Annotated in this window: 23 protein-coding genes; 14 read left to right on the top strand and 9 right to left on the bottom strand. The window is 68.0% G+C overall.

All coding sequences use genetic code 11. From position 1 onward, the window contains the following. Positions 1–23: 23 nt before the first annotated feature. From FB475_RS16785 to FB475_RS16775, 3 genes are read left to right on the top strand one after another with little or no spacing between them, the layout of a single operon-like run. Positions 24–827, top strand: coding sequence for an alpha/beta fold hydrolase (locus tag FB475_RS16785; RefSeq protein ID WP_141857054.1), 804 nt, complete (start codon positions 24–26; stop codon positions 825–827). Between the two features lie 29 nt (positions 828–856). Then, positions 857–1,801, top strand: coding sequence for an aldo/keto reductase (locus tag FB475_RS16780; protein WP_202878352.1), 945 nt, complete (start codon positions 857–859; stop codon positions 1,799–1,801). A gap of 43 nt (positions 1,802–1,844) precedes the next feature. Further along, the gene (locus FB475_RS16775) at positions 1,845–2,396 is read left to right on the top strand and encodes a DUF4240 domain-containing protein (RefSeq protein ID WP_141857052.1); all 552 of its coding nucleotides are present in this window, start codon (positions 1,845–1,847) and stop codon (positions 2,394–2,396) included. A gap of 3 nt (positions 2,397–2,399) precedes the next feature. Here the strand turns inward: FB475_RS16775 and FB475_RS16770 are convergent, their stop codons facing one another. From FB475_RS16770 to FB475_RS16755, 4 genes are all read right to left on the bottom strand, one after another. After that, positions 2,400–2,717 (bottom strand): MerR family transcriptional regulator, encoded by a 318-nt coding sequence (locus tag FB475_RS16770; protein ID WP_141857050.1) that lies wholly within the window; start codon positions 2,715–2,717, stop codon positions 2,400–2,402. Between the two features lie 511 nt (positions 2,718–3,228). Continuing rightward, positions 3,229–3,858 (bottom strand): hypothetical protein, encoded by a 630-nt coding sequence (locus tag FB475_RS16765; RefSeq protein ID WP_141857048.1) that lies wholly within the window; start codon positions 3,856–3,858, stop codon positions 3,229–3,231. Between the two features lie 12 nt (positions 3,859–3,870). Further along, positions 3,871–5,097, bottom strand: coding sequence for an RNA polymerase sigma factor (locus tag FB475_RS16760; RefSeq protein WP_141857046.1), 1,227 nt, complete (start codon positions 5,095–5,097; stop codon positions 3,871–3,873). Between the two features lie 11 nt (positions 5,098–5,108). After that, the gene (locus FB475_RS16755; RefSeq protein WP_238332186.1) at positions 5,109–5,561 is read right to left on the bottom strand and encodes a YciI family protein; all 453 of its coding nucleotides are present in this window, start codon (positions 5,559–5,561) and stop codon (positions 5,109–5,111) included. A 120-nt stretch (positions 5,562–5,681) separates the two neighbouring features. Here FB475_RS16755 and FB475_RS16750 point away from each other — a divergent pair, with 120 nt between their 5' ends. The 3 genes from FB475_RS16750 (at position 5,682) to FB475_RS16745 (ending at position 7,687) form a co-directional block, all read left to right on the top strand. Then, positions 5,682–7,106: an MFS transporter gene (locus FB475_RS16750; protein ID WP_141857044.1), complete on the top strand. Its 1,425-nt coding sequence runs from the start codon at positions 5,682–5,684 to the stop codon at positions 7,104–7,106. A gap of 10 nt (positions 7,107–7,116) precedes the next feature. Then, the gene (locus tag FB475_RS36800) at positions 7,117–7,272 is read left to right on the top strand and encodes a DUF6131 family protein (protein WP_185759276.1); all 156 of its coding nucleotides are present in this window, start codon (positions 7,117–7,119) and stop codon (positions 7,270–7,272) included. A 79-nt stretch (positions 7,273–7,351) separates the two neighbouring features. Beyond that, positions 7,352–7,687, top strand: a complete 336-nt coding sequence (locus FB475_RS16745; protein ID WP_141857042.1) for a YciI family protein — start codon at positions 7,352–7,354, stop codon at positions 7,685–7,687. Between the two features lie 119 nt (positions 7,688–7,806). On the opposite strand, the gene FB475_RS16740 is transcribed toward FB475_RS16745, so the two are convergent. Then, positions 7,807–8,331, bottom strand: a complete 525-nt coding sequence (locus FB475_RS16740) for an ester cyclase (RefSeq protein ID WP_141857040.1) — start codon at positions 8,329–8,331, stop codon at positions 7,807–7,809. 57 nt (positions 8,332–8,388) lie between these two features. On the opposite strand from FB475_RS16740, the gene FB475_RS16735 reads away from it, so the two are divergent. After that, on the top strand, positions 8,389–9,036 hold the full coding sequence (locus FB475_RS16735; RefSeq protein WP_141857038.1) for a TetR/AcrR family transcriptional regulator: 648 nt from the start codon (positions 8,389–8,391) through the stop codon (positions 9,034–9,036). A gap of 261 nt (positions 9,037–9,297) precedes the next feature. Further along, positions 9,298–10,170, top strand: coding sequence for a VldE C-terminal domain-containing protein (locus tag FB475_RS16730; RefSeq protein WP_141857037.1), 873 nt, complete (start codon positions 9,298–9,300; stop codon positions 10,168–10,170). A 57-nt stretch (positions 10,171–10,227) separates the two neighbouring features. Here the strand turns inward: FB475_RS16730 and FB475_RS16725 are convergent, their stop codons facing one another. After that, complete coding sequence (locus tag FB475_RS16725) at positions 10,228–11,496, bottom strand: FAD-binding oxidoreductase (protein ID WP_141857035.1); 1,269 nt, start codon at positions 11,494–11,496, stop codon at positions 10,228–10,230. A gap of 87 nt (positions 11,497–11,583) precedes the next feature. Here FB475_RS16725 and FB475_RS16720 point away from each other — a divergent pair, with 87 nt between their 5' ends. Further along, complete coding sequence (locus tag FB475_RS16720; protein WP_141857033.1) at positions 11,584–12,369, top strand: aminoglycoside phosphotransferase family protein; 786 nt, start codon at positions 11,584–11,586, stop codon at positions 12,367–12,369. Here the strand turns inward: FB475_RS16720 and sigJ are convergent. Then, on the bottom strand, positions 12,308–13,186 hold the full coding sequence (gene sigJ, locus FB475_RS16715; RefSeq protein WP_141857032.1) for an RNA polymerase sigma factor SigJ: 879 nt from the start codon (positions 13,184–13,186) through the stop codon (positions 12,308–12,310). The two genes, FB475_RS16720 and sigJ, sit on opposite strands and share 62 nt — an antisense overlap. 219 nt (positions 13,187–13,405) lie before the next feature. On the opposite strand from sigJ, the gene trpD reads away from it, so the two are divergent. Genes trpD through FB475_RS16700 form a run of 3 tightly spaced genes read left to right on the top strand, consistent with a single transcriptional unit; the run spans position 13,406 to position 16,170 of the window. Continuing rightward, positions 13,406–14,449 (top strand): anthranilate phosphoribosyltransferase, encoded by a 1,044-nt coding sequence (gene trpD, locus FB475_RS16710; protein WP_202878351.1) that lies wholly within the window; start codon positions 13,406–13,408, stop codon positions 14,447–14,449. Further along, the gene (locus tag FB475_RS16705; RefSeq protein WP_141857029.1) at positions 14,446–15,369 is read left to right on the top strand and encodes an RNA polymerase subunit sigma-70; all 924 of its coding nucleotides are present in this window, start codon (positions 14,446–14,448) and stop codon (positions 15,367–15,369) included. The genes trpD and FB475_RS16705 overlap by 4 nt, the downstream gene beginning before the upstream one ends. A gap of 54 nt (positions 15,370–15,423) precedes the next feature. Next, entirely contained in the window at positions 15,424–16,170 is a 747-nt protein-coding gene (locus tag FB475_RS16700) for a nuclear transport factor 2 family protein (protein ID WP_141857027.1), read from the top strand. Here FB475_RS16700 and FB475_RS16695 read toward each other — a convergent pair. Beyond that, positions 16,158–16,595, bottom strand: coding sequence for an alpha/beta fold hydrolase (locus FB475_RS16695; protein ID WP_337678217.1), 438 nt, complete (start codon positions 16,593–16,595; stop codon positions 16,158–16,160). The genes FB475_RS16700 and FB475_RS16695 overlap by 13 nt on opposite strands. A 69-nt stretch (positions 16,596–16,664) precedes the next feature. Next, the gene (locus FB475_RS16690) at positions 16,665–17,636 is read right to left on the bottom strand and encodes an acyltransferase domain-containing protein (protein WP_141857023.1); all 972 of its coding nucleotides are present in this window, start codon (positions 17,634–17,636) and stop codon (positions 16,665–16,667) included. 94 nt (positions 17,637–17,730) lie between these two features. On the opposite strand from FB475_RS16690, the gene FB475_RS16685 reads away from it, so the two are divergent. Beyond that, positions 17,731–18,477 (top strand): DinB family protein, encoded by a 747-nt coding sequence (locus FB475_RS16685; protein WP_141857022.1) that lies wholly within the window; start codon positions 17,731–17,733, stop codon positions 18,475–18,477. Positions 18,478–18,586: 109 nt separating this feature from the next. Continuing rightward, positions 18,587–19,792: an integrase core domain-containing protein gene (locus FB475_RS16680; RefSeq protein WP_141857020.1), complete on the top strand. Its 1,206-nt coding sequence runs from the start codon at positions 18,587–18,589 to the stop codon at positions 19,790–19,792. Positions 19,793–19,831 lie beyond the last annotated feature (39 nt).

The raw sequence follows: 19,831 nt of genomic DNA, 5'->3' as shown, positions 1-19,831 counted from the left end.
CAGTGATTCGGGAGGGAAACAAGATGAGTACCGTGACATCGGCCGACGGCACCACGATCGGCTTCGACGCGTACGGCCAGGGCCGGCCGCTGATCATCATCGACGGCGCGACCGCGCACCGCGCGGTGAACCCGACGAACGCCCAGGTCGGCGAGCTGTTGAGCGACGAGTTCCGGACGTACGCGTACGACCGGCGCGGGCGCGGCGAGAGCACCGACACCGCGCCGTACGCGATCCAGCGCGAGATCGAGGACATCGCCGCCCTGATCGAGGACGCTGGTCAGCCCGCCATCCTGTTCGGCTGGTCGTCGGGCTGCCTGCTGGCGCTGGACGCCGCCGCGGCCGGGCTGCCGATCGCGGGGTTGGTGCTGTTCGAGCCCCCGGTCGTCGTCGACGACGTACGCCCGCCGCTGCCGTCGGACTACGTCGAGCAGCTCGACGCGTTCGTCGCCGAGGGGCGTCGGGACAAGGCCGCCGAGCTGTTCATGACTGCGGCCGTCGGAATGCCTGCGGAGGCGGTCGCCGGGATGAAGCAGTCGCCGTACTGGGCGCCGCTCGAGGAGATCGCGCACACGATCGCGTACGACGGCCGCATCATGGGAACGACCATGTCCGGCAACCCGCTGCCCACGGACCGCTGGGCCGGCGTCAAGGTGCCGGTGCTGGTGCTGTACGGCGACCAGACCTGGCCGGCGCTGTCCGCCGGGGCGCAGGCCGTCGGCGCAGCGCTGCCTACCGCGACGGTGCGAGCGATCCCGGGAGCGGACCACTCGGCCGAGGCGGCGACGCTGGCACCGGTACTGCGCGAGTTCGCGGACTTGACCTAGACACAGCTCTAGCTTGTTTGATCGGGTCCATGGTGAATCTTGCATTGGGCGCGATGGAGTACGGGACACGGATCGACCAGCAGACATCGTTCCGGTTGCTGGATGCGTTTGTGGACGCGGGTGGGGAGTGGATCGATACCGCGAACTGCTACGCGTTCTGGCAGGACCCGAGTGGACACGGTGGTCAGAGCGAGGAGCTGCTCGGGCGGTGGCTGGCACAGCGTCCCGGCGTACGGGACCGGATCAAGCTGGCCACCAAGGTCGGCTGCGAGCCGCTCTGGCCCGGCAGCTACCCGGAGCACTCCGAGGGCTTGAGCACTCAGGCGATCGACTCGGCCCTCGAGACGTCGCTGCGACGGCTCGGTGTGGACCACATCGACTTGTACTGGGCACACCGCGACGACAGGTCCACTCCACTGGAGGAGACGGTCGCAGCCTTCGGTAAGCACGCCACGAACGGCACGATCGGCCGCATCGGCCTGTCGAACTACGCGCTCTGGCGGGCCGAGCGCATGCAGGGCTTGGCTCAGCAGCAGGGTGTGGCCGGTCCGACCGCGCTACAGCTGCGGTACTCGTACCTGCAGCCACGGCCTTTCGTCCGCGACCACAGTCACGACCACCGCTTCGGCTGGATCACGGACGAGGTTCTGGACTACGCAGAGAACAACCCGGATCAGCAGCTGTTCGCGTACAGCCCGCTGATGTCCGGCGCGTACGAGAACCGCGCCGACCGCCCTATCGACCCAGCCTTCGACCACCCCGGCACCACCCGCCGCCTGGAGGCCCTGAACGACGTAGCCAGCTCGCTGGACACCACGCGCTCGGCCGTGGTCCTGGCCTGGCTCGCAGGCGGCACCCCCGCCATCACTCCCATCGTCGGTATCAGCACCGAGCCCTACCTGACCACAGCCCTCACCGGCGCCAACCTGCAACTCACAGCCGAACAACGACAGCAACTCGACGAGGTCTGGTAATTACCCCTCCCGTTCGACCTCGGTCCGGTGAGATGGTTTGGGGGTGGACAAGGACGGGTTCTGGGGTCTGGTCGAGGAGGCGCGGGCCACGGTGGACGACACCGTGGCCGATCCGGACGGGGTTGCGGACGCGCTGACCAAAGTGCTGGGGACGGCTTCGGCCGAGGAGATCGTCGGGTTCGGGGTCGAGGTTGCCCGGTTGCAGGTCGCGTCGTACCGCTGGGACCTGTGGGCGGCGGCGTACCTGATCAACTCGGGCGCATCCGAGGACGGGTTCGACTCGTTCCGGGGCTGGTTGCTCGCCCAGGGGCGGGAGGTCTGGGAGGCCGCGCTGGCGGACCCGGACTCGCTGGCCGACGTGGTGGACGAGGACCGGCCGGACGGGTTCGAGGGGTTCGACGGCGAAGGGATGTTGCACGTCGGCAGTCGCGCGTACAAGAACGTGACCGGCGACGAGGCGGCGTACTGGAAGGCCGTCGATGCCGACGCGCCGGACACCCCGGACCTGCCGGCCGGGGAAGAGATCGACTTCGACGACGAGGACGATCTCCGAACGCACCTGCCCCGGCTCGCCGCGCTCTATCTGGAAGCCTGACCGCTAGCTCTGCTTACGCATCTCTTCGTTGATGCGCAGGGCCTCGGCGAGCTGGTCCTCCAGGATGATGATCCGGCAGGCGGCCTCGAGTGCGGTGCCCTGGTCGACGAGCTCGCGGGCGCGGGCGGCCAGCCGCAGCTGGTAGCGGGAGTAGCGCCGGTGGCCGCCCTCGGAGCGTTGCGGGGTGATCAGTTTGGCTTCGTCCAGACTCCGGAGGAAGCCCGGTGTGGTGCCGAGCATCTCGGCGGCCCGGCCCATCGTGAAGGCGGGGTAGTCCTCGTCGTCGAAGTTGGCCGGTCCCGTGGTCGGGCTTGAACTCATCAGTGTCTCCGGGTGCGGGTTTGGGGCATCACACCTCCATGTCGATGGGCCCCGGTGCCGAAGCACCGGGGCCCTGGGTTTATGGATTGTCACCATCTACCAGCCGTGAGGCTGGTCCTTACAGATCCGCAGCGCGCCACTTGGAAGCTGACCCTGCGGCATTACCACCTTGCGTAACCGAAGACCACCTCCCGTTGACAAGCCGCGGTAAAACCCGACGGCGCGATCCTGACCCTTCGTGTACCTCGAACTGCAAACAACAACTACTGGTACTGCGTACTGCTGGTCTTGCGAACTGCGAACTGCTGGTACTGCGTCCTACTGGTACTGCGTACTTCAACTGCTGGTATTTCGACTGCAACTTCGACAACTTTGGACAGGTCGGTAGCTGTCCGCCTCAGCTTCGATGTTCTTCTCTGTCGACACCAACGACATTACCCATGCCAGCACCGAATGTCTAATCTCGCCACCACAGATTTTGGTTAAGCCTCAGGAGAGCTTCGGACCGGCCTCAGCCGGGTTCGCCGCCCAGTCGTTCGATGGCGTTGCGGAGCCGGCGCCGCCACCCGGCCCGGCCGGCTTCCTCGTCGGCCGCGGCGAGACTGACCAGGTGCTGAGCGGTCTCGAAGCCCTCGTCGACCACGGTGGTCTGCTCGATCTCGCGGGTGGTCCAGCCGAACCCGTCCGGCACGAGCAGTTCGGGTACGAGCGTCTCGTGGCTGAGCGACGTCAGCTCCTTGTCGCCGTTCCCGATGCTGAAGATCGTCGTACCGCGTCGTCGTACGTCGCTGATCCGCTCCAGCAGAGTGTCCGCGGGCGTGTCCTCCGCGACCACCAGCAACGACTCGCCACGGCCTGCGTCGCGTAGCCGATCCAGGCCGATAGCGAGGTGCGGCGGAGCATCCGGTGCGGGATTCCAGCGGACCAGCGACGGCCTCAGGTCCTCGACACCCGCGCGGTGCAGCTCGTCGTCCAGGTGGGCGGTCAGGTGCCAGGGCTCGTCGTCGACCGGTCCGAACAGCATCAGCCCGCTGCGCCTGGTCGTGAAGCGCCGGAGCGCATAGCCGAACTGCGTGGTCCGGCTGCCCAGCTCGGTGCCGCTCAACATCTCCCGGAGAAGGGAGGCCCTGGTGAGATCCACGCCCCCAACATCTCACGCCAGGCGGTCGGCCTTCGACTGCAAGTAGTGCCGCTCCGGAACGCTGGTAGTACGCCGTGCCGCCAGGAGGTAGCTCTCCCGCGCGGCAGTGGCCTCGCCGGCCATCTCCAGCAGGTGTGCTCGCACCGCCTCCAGCCGGTGGTTCATGCGGTCGTCCGACTCGAGTGGCTCGAGTACCGCAAGGCCCTCCTTCGGGCCGATCGCCATGCCGACAGCTACCGCGTGGTTGAGCTTCACCATCGGGTTGTCGACGAGCTGCTCGAGCACGTCGTACAGCGCGACGATCTGCCGCCAGTCCGTCGCTTCCGCGGTCTCTGCCGTGTCGTGCACCGCGGCGATCGCCGCCTGCACCTGGTACGGCCCCAGCTGCGTCCGCGTCAGTGCATCACTCACCAGCGCCTCGCCCTCCACGATGGCGGCCCTGTCCCACTTCGACCGGTCCTGCTCGGCCAGTGGGATCAGCGTGCCGTCCGCGCCGGTACGAGCCGCGCGGCGTGCGTCCGTCAACAGCATCAACGCCAGCAGCCCGGCTACTTCACCGTCGTCGGGCAGTAGCTTCCGTACGCCGCGGACGAGCCGGATCGCCTCCGTCGTGAGCTCCGCACTGTGCAGCGACGTACCGGACGAGGCCGTGTATCCCTCGTTGAAGATCAGGTAGAGCACGTGCAGTACGGCACCCATGCGCTCGTCCCGCTCCGCCTCGGGCGGCATCTCGAACGTACTGCCGGCCTGCTTGATGCTCCGCTTCGCCCGGCTGATCCGCTGCGCCATGGTGGACTCCGGCACCAGGAACGCGGCCGCGATCTGCGCGGTACTGAGACCGCCGACCGCCCGCAGCGTCAGCGCGATCTGCGACGCCGGCGACAGCGCCGGATGGCAGCAGAGGAACAACAACGTCAGGGTGTCGTCCCGTCCGCCCGGATCGTCGATCTCGGGGCCTGCGGCAACGAATTCCTCCGGCGCGGCGAGCTGTGCGGCGTTCTCCTCACGCCGCCGGCGCGCCGACTCGCTCCGGAGCAGGTCGGTGAGCCGCCGCGAGCCGACCCGGATCAGCCAGCCGCGCGGGTTGTCCGGTACGCCTTCCTCCGGCCACTGCTGCGCGGCCGCGAGCAGGGCCTCCTGCACCGCCTCCTCGGCCAGGTCGAAGTGGCCGTAGTGCCTGACGAGCGCACTCAGCACCTGCGGCGCCTGCTCACGCAGCAGGAGGTCGAAGCTGCTCACATTTCCGGCCCTCACATTTCCAGCCCGGACATGTCCATCACCGGCCGCACCTCGACGGCCACGTACTCGGCGTCGGGCAGCCGGGCCGCGTATCCGATCGCCTGGTCGATGTCGTCGCACTCTACGAGGTAGAAGCCCGCCAGGTGCTCCTTGGCCTCCGCGTACGGCCCGTCCGTCGTCGTGGCGGTGTCGTCGACCACCCGCACGGTCCGGGTCGTGATCGGGTCAGCCAGGCCGGCCGCGCTGACCAGCAGACCCTGCTCGGCCAGCTCTTGTGAGATCGACTCGTGCGCGCGCACAAGGCCCTCACGCTGCTCGGCGGACAGGCCTTCCCAGCTCTCGGCGTTGCTGTAGATCAGCAGCATGTACTTCACAGGCACCATCCTGTCCCAGCGGAGGCCGCGGTGACCTCCAGTCAACAGGTACGTCGAAGCAGGCAGGCCGTACTTCGACAGTTCGAGCATGTCTCCACACGTCTTCGTATGTCTCCGTATGTCTCCGTATGTCGAAGTACAGCAGGTCGGCGCCGACGTATCCCACGAGTGACGCTCAGCCGGGGCGTCCCGCCGTACTGGAGATGGCTGATGGTGACCGAATCGAAGCGCTGGCTCGCACTGGCCTTGCTGTGCCTGACCGGGTTCATGATCATCCTCGACGCGTCGATCGTGCTGGTCGCGATCCCGTCGATCGAGCGGGAGCTGACCTTCTCGATCGGTGGCGTGCAGTGGGTGCCGAGCGGTTACGCCCTGATGTTCGGCGGCCTGCTGCTGCTCGGCGGGCGGATCTCCGACCTGCTGGGACGTCGGCGCGTGTTCATCGCGGGACTGCTGCTGTTCGCCGGCTCGTCCCTGCTCTGCGGGTTCGCGTGGAGCGGTGACGCCCTGGTGTTCGCCCGTGGCTTGCAGGGCATTGCGGCCGCGGTACTGGCTCCTAGTGCGTTGTCGATCGTGATGACCACGTTCCCGTCCGGCCCTGACCGCAACAAGGCGCTGGGGATCTGGGGAGCGACCAGCGGCGTCGGCGGTACGGCGGGGTCCCTCATCGGAGGCCCTGTGACGGATGGACTCGGCTGGCAGTGGATCTTCTTCATCAACGTGCCGGCGTGCGTAGTGGTCGCCGTACTGGCGCCCCTACTACTGCTGGACAGCCGTGGCCCCGGCCGCCGTGGCTTCGACGTGGCGGGCGCAGCAACCGTCACAGCTGCGCTCATCGCGCTGGTGTACGCCGTGATCCAGGCACCGTCCAGTTCTGTGGTGCGAACTGTCCTCTGGTTGCTGATGTCGGCCGTTTTGTTCGCAGTGTTCGTCGTGGTGGAGCAGCGTTCGGCAGCACCGCTCGTACCGCTACGGCTCTTCCGCTCGCGCGCACTCGTCGGGGGGAACCTCATCACGATCGGCTGGGGCTTGGCCGCGTTCGGCCTCAACTTCGTGTACACGCAGTACGCACAGCTCGCTCTTGGCGCATCAGCGGTCCGCTACGGACTCATGTCCGCGGTACTCGCTGCAGCTGCCGTCGGCGGTTCCATGATCGGCCAGCACCTGGTCACTCGCGTGGGACCGCGGGCAGTCGCCTTCGTATCGCTCCTGGTCGCAGGAGCCGGTACGACGCTGATGACCCGGCTGACCGTGACGTCGGGATACTTCGAGCTCGCGTTCTGGGGCCTGACGATCTTCGGCGCGGGACTGGGCGCCGGTACGGTAGCCGGCTCGATCGCGTCGCTGAGCGAGGTGGCGGGCGAGGACGCGGGTGTCGCGTCCGGTCTGCAGAACGCCAGCTTCCAGATCGGCGGCGCCGTCGGCATCGCAGTGGTCGCCGCCGTGGCTGCGGCGAGCACTTCAGGGAGGACTCCGGTCGCCCTGACCCACGGCTACCGGATCGCTTTTGTGACCGTCTGGTCATTCATCGTGATCGGCCTCGCGGGCTGCCTTTTCGTCAAACGCCCGTTGGAGATTCAGCGTGGAAAGAGTGGGCACATGAAGGCCGTAGTCGCCGCCAGGCGGCCCAGCTGAAGGAGGTCTCATGCTGATCCTAGGCCTGATCCTGTTGATCCTCGGGTTCGTGCTGAACGTATCGATCCTGTGGACCATCGGCATCATCCTGCTCCTCGTCGGAGCTGTGTTCTGGATCCTCGGCGCCACCGGCCGCGCGGTCGGCGGGCGAAAAGTCTGGTATTAACCCGAGAAACCCGGCAGAACCGACACAACCCCGCGGATATCCGCGGGGTTCTGTCGGTTCGGCTGGTTACCGTGAGGCCATGAAGTACGTCGTGATGATCTTCCGGAGCGTCGACCGGCTGTGGACCGCTGAGGACGATGCCGCGCTCGCGCGGTTGATCCGGCTCGAGCAGGAGCTCTCCGAATCCGGGGAACTGGTCAGCTCGGAAGGGCTGCGACCGCCGGACGAAGGCCGGATCGTGCAGATCCGGGACGGTCAGCAGGTGGTCACCGACGGGCCGTTCGGGGAGGCGAAGGAGCAGCTCGCCGGCTTCTATCTGGTCGACGCCCGCGACGACGAGCACGCGCAGGAATTGGCCGGGCGGGTATCGGCCGCCGTCGGCGACCGGGTCGAGCTCCGCGGAACGGTCATCTGACCGGAAATGCAGTAAGGACCTCCAGCACTCACCAACCGACGGCATCGGCGGCTCCCCCCATTCGATCAGCCGCCGTCACCCGTCCGAATCCCCCCTTTGGTGAGTGCTGGAGGTCCGGATCACTTGGCAGCCCGCTTCGCGCGTGACTTGGCGCGTGCCATCCGGAACAGGTACGCCGGCGTCGGCGGGATCCAGCCGAGCTGCTTGGACTGGCCCATGTCGTCACGGTTGGCCCAATGCTCCAGCACCTTGCCGTCCTGGAGCCGGAACCAGTGCGACTGGGTGCTCGCGAACGTCTTCCCGGTCGGCGGGAACACGGTGTCCACCTCGCCTTCGGAGGTGTACACCACGAACGGCGCGACGTGCCGGCCGCTGATGGTCGAGTTCACCGCCACGAGGTTGCCGTCGGCAACCACGTGGTGAACCTCGTAGGCCAGCTCCGCGAACGCCGTGCGCAGCCAGAGCGCGGTCGCGTAGAAGCCGGCCGGTCCCGGCGCGCGGCTGGCAGGCGGCTCGATCCGGCCCTCGTGGTTGACCGCCTCCGGGTGGATCAGCTCGTCGAAGTCCGTCCGCTCCCCGTCGGCCATGATCATGATGCTGCGGACCGCGACATCGGCGGCCGACATCTCGGCTGTGGTGCTCATCGTGCTCCCCAAACAATTAGATACAGTGGAACTGTAACCAAAAGCATGGGATCGGGAATGGCGGAAGTCAAGAGGAATTACGACGCCAGCGGGCGGCGCGAGCGCGCCCGCCAACGGCGGCGGGACGTCGTGGCGGCCGCCCGGGACCTGTTCGAGGCGAACGGCTTCCAGGCCACCACGATCAGTGATGTGGCCGAGCGCGCCGGCGTCTCGGCGGAGAGCATCTACAAGGGCTTCGGCACCAAGGCGGCGCTCGCCAAGGCGGTCTTCGACTTCGTCATCGTCGGCGACCATGAGCCGGTCCCGCTGGCGGAGCGCCCGGAGATCCTCGCGATCCGGCGCGAGCCCGACATCCGCCGCAAGGTCCGGATGTATGTCGACGGGCTCGTCGAGCGGCAGCGCCGGTCGGCCCGGGTCCAGATCCTGATCCGCGACGGCCGGCACAGCGACGAAACGCTCGCCGCGACCTGGCAGGCCGTTCTCGACGAGCGGCAGACCGGGATGACCATCATGGCGAAACACCTGCTCGCCACCGGGGACCTGCGCCCGGACCTCACGCTCGACGAGGTCGTCGACATGCTGTGGACCTACATCTCCGTCGAGCTCTACGAGCTGCTCGTGCTGCATCGCGGCTGGACCCCCGAGCGGTACGGCGATCACCTGACGGCGGTGGTCACGGCCGTGCTCTGCCCACCAAGCGTTTGATCTCGGAACGGTTACTTCCGGATAGCGGGCAGATCACGGCGTGCGGCCGCCTGTGGATGTTCGCAATGCGTTAAGACTGCAGGCCGATTCGAACCGGCGCGGCGAAGTGTGCTTGACTCCTCCGGTCGATAACGTTTTGGTCTCGGCAGATTGGGTCAACAAGTGTCAGGTCGACATAGGCAGGCGCGGCACCGGCAGTCGCGTTCGAAGGTTCTGCAGCCTGGTATCGCCAAGGTTGCGATCCCCGGGGCAGCAGTCGCGATGGTCGCCACTGGTTCGGCCGCCGCCTTCCCCAGCCAGCACGTCCAGCTCGACCCGTCGATCGCCAGCTCGTCCCTGCAGCTGTCGCGCGACACCACGATCAGCCGGGACGCCCTGCGTCCGCCGATCAACCCGACCACCGCGACGCCGAGCGCCTCGCCGAAGCCGACCGCCTCGCCGTCGGCCAAGCACCTGAAGAAGCAGGCGCCGATCCCGAAGCCGACGTCCGCGAAGACCCGGGCCGCTCAGGACCTGCAGGCCGCGGCGCCGAAGATCACCGGCACGAAGTACACGACCACCGACGTGAACCTGTGGTCGCTGCCGCTCACCGGCATCCTGCTCGACGTGATCCCGAAGGGCACCAAGGTCTCAGTCACCGGCAAGGTCGACGGCCTGTACGCCGAGGTCGTCACCGACGGCAAGTCCCGCTGGGTCAAGGCGCAGTACCTGTCCGCGACGAAGCCGGTCGCCGACGTCGTCGGCTCGTTCTCGCAGGCTGCGTGCAAGTCCGGGTCCGGGATGGAACAGGGACTGACCCCCGATGCGATCCGCGTGCACCGGGCGATCTGTGCCATGTATCCCGACATCACGTCGTACGGCGGTCTGCGGGCCGGCGACACCGGCTCCGAGCACGCGACCGGGCACGCGATCGACATCATGATCAACAGCGCGTCGGAAGGCCAGGCGATCGCCGACTGGCTGAAGGCGAATTACAAGAAGCTCGGCGTCAGCCAACTGATCTGGGAACAGCACATCTGGACGGTGCAGCGCAGCAGCGAAGGCTGGCGGGCGATGCCGGACCGTGGCAGCGCGACCGCCAACCACATGGACCACGTGCACGTGTCCGTGTACGGCAACTCCGGCACGGTCTGATCCTTCGCAGAAGATCCGTCGCATAAGCAGCCCAAGGCGGGGACTTGGGCTGCTTTCTCACGGCTGGATGTTGGCGTTCAGGTGGAAGAAGTTCGTCGGGTCGTAGGCCCGCTTCACCTCACGGAGGCGCTGCAGGTCCGCGGCCGCATACGCGGTGTCCGCCCGACCCGGGTCGCCGAGGAAGTTGACGAACGTGCGGCCCGAGTTCGGTAGCCCGGCGACCTCGCGGTCGATGATCAGCGAGTACGACGCCTCGCGGTGCCCGACCGGTCCGGCGCCGGGACCCGGGTGCGCCATCGCGCCGCCCCAGTGCCGTACCTCGACCGTCGCGTCCTCGAGTTCGGTGACGACGTCGATGACCTCGTCGGTCAGCGTGTCCAGGAAGTCCAGGTGCCGCGCGGGCGTGCCGCCCAGCGCGGCATCGGCGTACTCGATCGTTGTCAGCTCACCCGCCAGCCGCGGACCGGCCGTCGCGAAGAGCGGCTTCAGCAGGTGTTCGGCGAGCTCCGCGGGTCCGGCGTACAGGACCTTGATCGCGACGGCGCGCTGCTCGGTGCCGGGGACGCGGGTCAGGACGACCGCGGTGCTCAGGTCGTTCGGGATCGTCGCCGTCCAGTCGCGGTACCGGCGCAGGATCGCGGCGGCACGGTCGATGCCGTAGTACACGATGCCGGCGTGCACCTGGCGGACCGGGTACAGCCGGAACTCCAGCGACGTGACGATACCGAAGTTGCCGGTGCCGCCGCGGATCGCCCAGAACAGGTCCGGGTGCTGTTCGGCGCTCGCGCTGACGCATCGGCCGTCCGCGGTGACGACCTCGGCGCGGATCACGCTGTCGGCCGCGAACCCGTACTTGCGGGCCAGCCAGCCGACACCGCCGCCGAGCGTGTACCCGGTGACGCCGACGTCGCGGTGCGAACCGGACAGCGGCGCCAGCCCGAACTGCCGGGCCGCATCCAGCACCGCACCCCAGCGCGCACCCGGCGCCACCTTCGCGATCCGGCGCTCCGGGTCGATCAGCACGGTCGTCATCGCCGTGGTCTTCACGAGAATCCCGCCATCAGCCGGTACCCGGGTCCCGTGCCCGGTCGCCTGCACCGCGATCGGTACGCCGTACTCCTTCGCCGTCCGCACCGCCGCCTGTACGTCGGTCCGCGTGGAGGCCTCGGCGATGACGAGCGGCCGCGAATCCACCGACGGAATCACCGACCGCCGCTGCTCGTCGTACTCCACGTCACCCGGCAGGTGCACGGCCCCGTTGAACCCCGCCCCCAACAGCCCCGCCACCACGTCCCGAGCACCCGCCACCACAACCTGCGTAGACATCCGATCCACTCCCTCGCCGCATCAGCTCCTGCCCATACGTCGAAGGAAGCGCCCCGGAATAGACACGCCCCGGCAAACTTTCCTGTGATGACGCACAACCTGACCCTCACCGAGTCAACCGCCACCAAGCACTACACCAGCTGGTCCCGCCAAGAACCCGCCCGAGAACTAGCCGCCCTAACCCTCCTCACCCACGCGACCCCAGACCTGACCCCGGCCCCACTCGCGTCTTCCACCAGGCCGTCCCCGTGGCTCCGCATGACCCGAATCCCAGGCAGCCCCCTCGCGGCGCCCGTCAACTCCACTCAACTGACAGCACTGGGCGATGCACTCGAGAGGCTCTGGTCGATCACGTCCGTCGCCCTGGAACCGATCGATCTGCTCGCGCTCGTACGTCGTACCCGGAAGGGGCTCACCGCGCTCCGCACAACAGAAGGTGTGATCGGCCGAGCCGCCACCACCTGGCTGGAGAACGAACCGACAGACCTCACCGACACACCAGACCCAGTGGTAGCCCACGGCGATCCCAACCTCACCAACTACCTCTGGGACGGCAGCCGCATCCGCATCATCGACTTCGAAGACGCCGGCCACGGCGACCGCACCGTAGAGCTGGCCAACCTCGTCGAACACCTCTCCTGGCGCACCACAGACCCCACCCCGCTGACAACCCGCTTCCAGACGAACGAAGACCGCTTCCGAGCCGCGAGACTCCTCTGGGCCGGCTTCTGGCTCACCCTGATCGGCCCCGGCGGCCCGAGCGCAGACCGCAACCCACCAGGCACCGCCGAAGCCCAGGCCCACCGCCTGCTCAAGCTGGCAGTGGGACAACCTCCAGCCGTTCCACATCGGCCAGGATGTCCAGCTCGGTGATGAGGCCGTCCGTCACCGTGAACGCCAGTACACCCATCAGCCGCCCGTTCACGACCGTGATCAGCCCGGGCATCCCGTTGACCGTCGCCACCTGCAGGTACGGCGCCATCCGTCCGAACATGAGCGCCTGCTCCACAACCGCCTTGGCCCCGCGCACCAGCTTCGAGACCGCCGGCCCGGCGTACTGCGCACTGGCAGCACCCGCGTCCGCTCGCAGCAACACCTCCGGATCCAGCAGCGACAGCAACGCCTCGAAGTCCCCGCCCCGTGACGCCGCCATGAACGCCTCGACGATCACCCGCTGGCGACTCACATCCCCGTCACTCGTCGGCGCACCCTGCACCCGCCGCCGCGCCCGGCTCGCCAGCTGACGGGTCGCGGCCGGCGACTTGTCCACAATCGTCGCGATCTCGTCGAACCCGACCCCGAACATGTCGTGCAGCACGAACGCCAGCCGCTCGGCCGGCGACAACGTCTCGAGTACGACGAGCAACGCCAGCCCGATCGCGTCCGCCCGGACCGCCTCGTCCTCCGGCCCCAACTCACCGAGAACCGGATCCGGGACGTACGTGTCCAGCGTGTCCTCCCGCCGCGACTTGCGACTGCGCAGCATATCCAGACACACCCGCGACACCACGGTGGTCAGCCAGCCACCCAGGTTGCCGACGTCGCTCACGTCCGTACGGCTCAACCGCAGCCAGGCCTCCTGCACGGCGTCCTCGGCCTCCGCCACGGACCCGAGCATCCGGTAGGCGACCGCACGCAGATGCCCACGGTTCTCCTCGAACCGCCGCGCCAACTGCTCATGCTCGTCCACGACTACCCTCCTCAGACCCCTGACGAACCGGCCCACCATGATGTGACAGCCGTCCGGACCGCGGGCACAGGGGGTAAGGTCGGAGCATGTTCCTGCGCGCTGGTATGTGGTGGGCCGTCGACTGACGGCCTGAACCGCGCGTACCCACCCGGCCGTCTCCTGCGAGGCGGCCGTTGTCATGTCTTCCTCGTGGGCGGCCCAGCACCCTGAGGAATGCCGATGGCAACAACGCTCCGGACGTGGTCCGGTCTGATCTCCGCGCTCCTGGCCGGCTCCGACCTGTCGTCGGCGGACACCGGCTGGGCCATGGACCAACTGGTGCTGGGCGAGGCGTCACCGGCGCAGATCTCCGGCTTCCTGATCGCCCTGCGCGCCAAGGGCGAGACCGCGGACGAGCTCAACGGCCTGGCAACGGTACTGCGCTCGCACGCAACGCCAGTGCGAATCCGTGGACCGTTCGTGGACATCGTCGGCACCGGCGGTGACCGTACCGGTGCCGCGAACATCTCTACGATGGCCGCGGTGGTCGTCGCCGCCACAGGTGTCACCGTCGTGAAGCACGGTGGCCGCGCCGCGTCCTCATCAGCCGCTGGTTCCAGTGACCTGGTCGAGTACCTGGGCGTCTCACTCGACCTGTCCCCGGCCGAGGCGGCACAGACCGCGGCCGACATCGGGCTGACCTACCTGTTCGCCCCGCGCTTCAACCCCGCTCTCCGCCAAGTTGCAGTCGTACGACGTGAGCTCGCGGTCCCGACCGCCTTCAACGTCCTCGCACCACTGCTGAATCCGGCAGACCCTCAGCACCAGCTCGTAGGGGTAGCCAACGCCGGCATGCTCCCCGTGCTCGCCGAAGCCCTCGCAAAACAAGGGCGTTCGGCACTGGTCGCGAGAGGCGACGACGGACTCGACAAGCTCACCACAACCGGCTACTCGCGTGTCTGGGTGGTACACGACGGCTCTGCCTCCGAGGTGCTGTTCGACCCGCGCTCCCTCGGTCTACGCCCGTCCTCGCTCGCCGAGCTCCGCGGAGGCGACGCAGCCTTCAACGCACGGCTCCTGCGCGGGCTGGTCGACGGAGAACGCGGACCGGTGCGCGACGTCGTACTGCTCAACGCTGCAGCCGCACTCACGACCTTCTCACTGGAGTCCGGGCTGGACCAGCTGGCGGACTGCTTCGCGCGGTGCCAGGAGGCGGTCGACAGCGGTCGTGCTGCGGCACTACTGGATCGCTGGACCAACCACTCGTTACCGTGCCTGAGATGACTGACCTGCTTGACGCTGCACGCGCAGGTGACGAGCACGCCTTCGGACAGCTGATCGAGCCATGGCGTGGCGAGCTCCACGCGCACTGCTACCGCATGCTCGGTTCGAATGCCGACGCCGAGGACGCGGTACAGGAAACGCTGCTGCGCGCGTGGAGCGGTCTCAGCGGGTACGAGGACCGCGGGTCGATCCGCCCGTGGCTCTACAAGATCGCCACGAACAGGTGCCTCACGCTGATCGAACGGCGCGGACGCCGCTCGGCTGAGGAGCTTGAGCCGTACCCGGACAGCAGGCTGGCGTGGACGTCGTCGTTGACACCCGAGGGGGAGCTGTTGGCGCTTGAGTCGGTAGAGCTTGCCTTTGTCGCTTCTCTGCAGCACCTGTCCGCTCTGCAACGCGCAGTACTTCTACTGCGGGACGTACTCGCGTTCAGCGCGCGTGAGGTCGCGGAGCAACTGGAGACGTCAGTAGCTGCCGTCAACAGCGCCCTGCAGCGCGCACGGTCGGTGGTGAGCGCCGTACCGAGTCAGCAGAAGGCCCTGCGCGCGCTTGGTGAGTCAGGCGAGCGTGACCTCGTACGGCGGTACATGGCCGCGTGGGAGGCCCGTGACGTCGAGGCGATCGTGGCGATGCTGGCCGCGGACGCGAAGTACTCGATGCCGCCGCTGCCGGACTGGTTCGAGGGGCGGGACGCGATCCGTACGTTCCTGCTCGACGGACCGCTGCGTTCGCAATGGCGGTTCCTGCCGGCGCGCGCGAACGGTCAGCTCGCGTTCGGGACGTACCTGCTCGAAGGCGACCGGTACGTGCCTGGTGGCCTCGACGTCGTGGTAGTGCGCGGGACCGAGATCGTGGAGGTGGTGTCGTACCTCGAGGCGGACTTCCCGGCGTACGGGCTGCCGGCGGAGCTGCCGCGATGAGTTTGCTTGCTGTCCCGGGTTGTAGGGGGTGAAGCAACCTTCCCGAGGAGAGACATGACTGACGAGCAGCAGATCCGCGCCCTGATCGAGAACTGGGTCACGGCCGTCCACGCGGGCGACCTGGACACGGTGCTGGCGGATCACTCACCGGACATCGTGATGTTCGACGTGCCGCCGCCGTACGAGGGTGTGCGCGGGCTGGAGGCCTACACCGCGACCTGGCCGGGCTTCTTCAAGTGGCAACAGTCGGGTGGCTCGTTCGAACTGGAGTCGCTCGAGGTGACCGCGGGCGTGGACGTCGCGTTCGCGTTCGCCCTCCTGCACTGCCGCAACGCCGACGACGATCCGCAGCGCCTCCTGCGCCTCACGATCGGACTCCGCAAGCTCGGCAATCGGTGGACGGTCACCCACGAACACCACTCGTTCCCGCACGACGACGAGCCGGCGGCCCCCGCGATCACCGCGATTCTCGACCGCTGGGGCGCGGACACCGCGACCGGCGACCTCGACGCGCTGATGGTGCCGGTCGCCGAGAACGTCGTGTCCTACGAGATCGACGGCAACTACAACGGCAAGTCAGCCGTCCGCGAGGTCTGCGCCGCGGGCCTCGGCTCCGCGTCCGAGATCGACTTCACGGTCCCGAACCCGACAGTCGAATCCGCCGGCGACCTGGCCGTCGCCTGGTCGATCGACCATGTGACCGCAGACGGCACCGAGACAACTTCCCGCGCCACCCGGGTCTTCCGCAAAACCGCCGCCGGCTGGAGACTGATCCACCAGCACCTGTCCTACCCGGCGTAGTTACCCGCGAACCGCAGGATGGTGTCCGTGACCAGCTGCGGTTCGCGAAGACTGGGGAAGTGGTCGACGCCTGGCATCCAGACAAACTCGCAGTCGGGGATCCGGGCGGACGTGCCGCCGGCCACCGCTGCGAGGATCGGCCGGTCCTTGTCGCCGACCATGACGACAGCGGGCGCCTGGATCTCCTGCAGCCGGTCGTAAACGGGTGGATCCGGCTGCAGGTACTCGCCCTGGTCGAACCACGCCGGCACCGCGGCCCGCAGCTGGGCGACCACGGCATTGTCAGAGCCCGCGGCAGCCCACTCCCGCAGCCCGAACTGCACCAGCCCTTCCACATCCCGCTCAGCCGCGAGCACGTCGTACCGCGCGTCCAACTCAGGTTCCTCCGGCCAGGGAAACCCGGGCACGCCCGGACACAACAACACCAGCCCGTGCGTCCGCCCCACCTCCTGCCTGGTGTTCGGCCCAGATGGTGTCCTGCCCCACGGGAATCGTCAGCTCCATGGCTTCAGCATGCCTGTCCGTAGTTGCCAATGGCGTCCGGCCCTCAGGTGTGCGACGTACGCACGCTGCAGGGTGGTCTCTTGAGGTACGTCGGCAAGGTCCTGCTCGGGCAGATGCAAGCCGAGGCGCGTCAACTCGCGGTCGCCCTCAGTCGGGTCTTCACCAGGCAGATACGGAAGGAGGGCGAAGCGGCGCTGGAAGCGAACGATGTTGGACTCAGGACTCAGGTACTCGGCCAGTTGTGGATCCAGCAGCCAGGAGTGGCAGACGAGCCCCGCCAGCGGTTCCTCGGGGTACCAGCGCCCGAAGTACTCGACCGCGGCAGCAACAGACTCCTCTGACTCCTGCGCATCCAACCGTCCCGTTGGCGGGATGTGGATCGACAGCAGATGGCCCGACACGCCGTCGCCGAGCCCCAGCTGAGTACGGGTGAACGCATGCCGCCCGATCTCGAAGTCCGCGCCCCGAAAACGCAGCGGTGGACTCCACAGCGGCATCAGCCCAACACCTGGACGTCCGTGGATGTGCCGATGCGTCCCCATCACTCCACCCAGCGCAGACACAGTCGCCACGGTCACCGCCTCCGGCACACCGCGCTCCGCATGCAGTTCACGCAACCGCGGCAGACTGGCCAGCAACGCCCAGGCAGCAGCGAACATCCCCACCGGCGACGCGTCCGGCGGCACGGTCGGCCAACTACTGAAGCCTGTTGGCGGTATGGCGAGGTCCAGGTCGCGCTGGATCTCAGCAGCGAGCGCAGACGTGATCGCCCACCACTCCGGATCTTTGCCCGGATCAGGCCGCGCCGCCAGCATCTCGCGCCGATCAGCCGCCACCACCCCGCAGTACTCCATCAACTCCTCCGCGTCCTCGGGGAGCTCCGGTCCGCTGCCCAAGTCCTTGAAACGCAGCCGGTCCCGCTCCGCGAAGCCCAACTGTTTCGCTGCACTCGTCGCATCCATCCGTCGAGCCCACCACGGCCCGGGCGGGTTGTGCACGACTTTTGTGTCGGAGGTCACTACTAGGCTCGGCGGAGGAGCGAACAGAGGAGCAGGCATGGCGAAGTTCGGACCGTCCGACGAGCTGCAAGCGGCGGAGTTCACCGAGGCGAACCTGAAGGGCGCACGGTTCGTCGAGTGCGATCTGAGCGGCGTGGTGATGCGTGGCGTCGACATCCACGGCACCGACATCGACGCACCGTGGCTCGCCGAGCCCGGGGCCAGCCTGAAGATCAACGGCGTCGAGGTCGCGCCGTACGTCCAGGCCGAGCTCGACCGTCAGTTCCCCGGCCGCGCCGACCGCCGCGCGGAGGATCCCGAGGGCCTACGCGCCGCCTGGGCTGCCGTCGAGCGGGCCTGGGCGAGCGCCCTCGACCGGGTCGCGACCATGCCCGAAGGCACCGTCGACCTCTCGGTCGACGGCGAGTGGTCGTGGGCGCAGACCCAGCGCCACCTGATCCACGCCACCGACATCTGGTTCGCCAAGGCGATCCTCGACCGCGAGCAGCCGTTCCACCCGTACGGCGTGGCCCACACCGGCGGCACCGACCCGTCCCAACCCGGGACAGGCCAACCGTCGTACGCCGAAGTCCTCGAAGTCCGGGCCGGCCACCAAGCCATGGTCCGCGACTACCTCGCCACTGTCACAGCCGCCGACCTCGACACCCCGCGCCAGAACCCCCACGGCGACTCGAACCCCGAGACCACCAGATCCTGCCTCCACGTAATCCTCGAAGAGGAATGGGAGCACCTCCGCTTCGCCACCCGAGACCTAGCCACCCTCACCGCCCGAACCGAAGCCTGAGCGGAAAGCGTGGTGTTGTGGTTCAGGACATAGGCGACAGATGTCTCAAGACATAGGCGACACATGTCTCGGGTGATCGGCGACAGCGGTGGTGGCTGGATGCTCGGGCATGTCAAAGGCTCGGTTGGTCATCACGGCGTTGTTCGTGGAAGGTCAGTCCGCGGCTGAGGTCGCCGCCCGGTATGGCGTGCACCGGGCCTGGGTCTACAAGCTGAAGGCCAGGTACCTGGCCGAGGGCGAGGCGGCGTTCGAGCCTCGGTCGCGCCGTCCGAAGACCTCGCCGATGGCGACTGCGCCGGCGACGGTCGAGCTGGTGCTGCGCAAGCAGCTGGCCGAGGCCGGCCTGGACGCCGGCGCAGACACGATCGGCTGGCACCTGCAACACCACCACCGGACCACGGTGTCGCGGACGACGATCCACCGGATCCTGACCCGCGCCGGCGCCGTCACCCCGGATCCGGGCAAGCGGCCAAGATCGTCGTACCTGCGGTTCGCCGCCGACCAGCCCAACGAGTGCTGGCAGTCCGACTTCACCCACTACCGCCTCACCCGCCCCGACGGCCGCCCGGGGCCCGACGCCGAGATCATCACCTGGCTCGATGACCACGCCCGCTACGCCCTACACGTGACCGCCCACCCCCGGATCACCGGCCCGATCGTCACCGTCACGTTCCGCGAAACCGTTGCCCAGCACGGGATCCCGGCCTCCACGTTGACCGACAACGGAATGGTCTACACCACCCGATTGTCCGGCGGGAGAGGCGGCCGCAACGGCCTCGAGACCGAACTACGCCGCCTCAACATCACCCAGAAGAACTCCCGCCCGAACCACCCCACCACCTGCGGGAAGGTGGAACGGTTCCAGCAGACCCTGAAGAAGTGGCTACGCGCCCAACCCGTCCAGCCGACCACACTCGCCGAACTGCAGGTCCTGCTCGACGTCTTCGCCGACGAGTACAACCACCGCCGCCCGCACCGCTCCCTGCCCCACCGAGCCACCCCCGCGACCGTCTACACCGCCCGCCCCAAAGCCGGCCCCAGCCACGACCGGGCCGGCGAGATCCACCACCGGGTCCGCACCGACCGCATCGACGACACCGGCGTCGTCACCCTCCGCGTCAACGGCCGCCTCCACCACATCGGCATCGGGCGAACCCACGCCCGAACCCACGTCCTGCTCCTCGTCCACGACCTGCACATCAGAGTCGTCGACGCCGCCACCGGCGAACTCCTGCGCGAACTGGTCCTCGACCCCACCAAGGACTACCAGCCCACCGGCAGACCACCCGGACCCACCCCCAAACAAAACAGGTGAACCCACGAAACGTGGGTTCACCTGTCCGGGATGTCCTGA

The sequence above is a fragment of the Kribbella jejuensis genome (assembly GCF_006715085.1).
GTDB classification, from domain to species: domain Bacteria; phylum Actinomycetota; class Actinomycetes; order Propionibacteriales; family Kribbellaceae; genus Kribbella; species Kribbella jejuensis.
The sequence above is the reverse complement of the archived record's forward strand: the minus strand, read 5'-3'. Positions and strand labels throughout refer to the sequence as shown.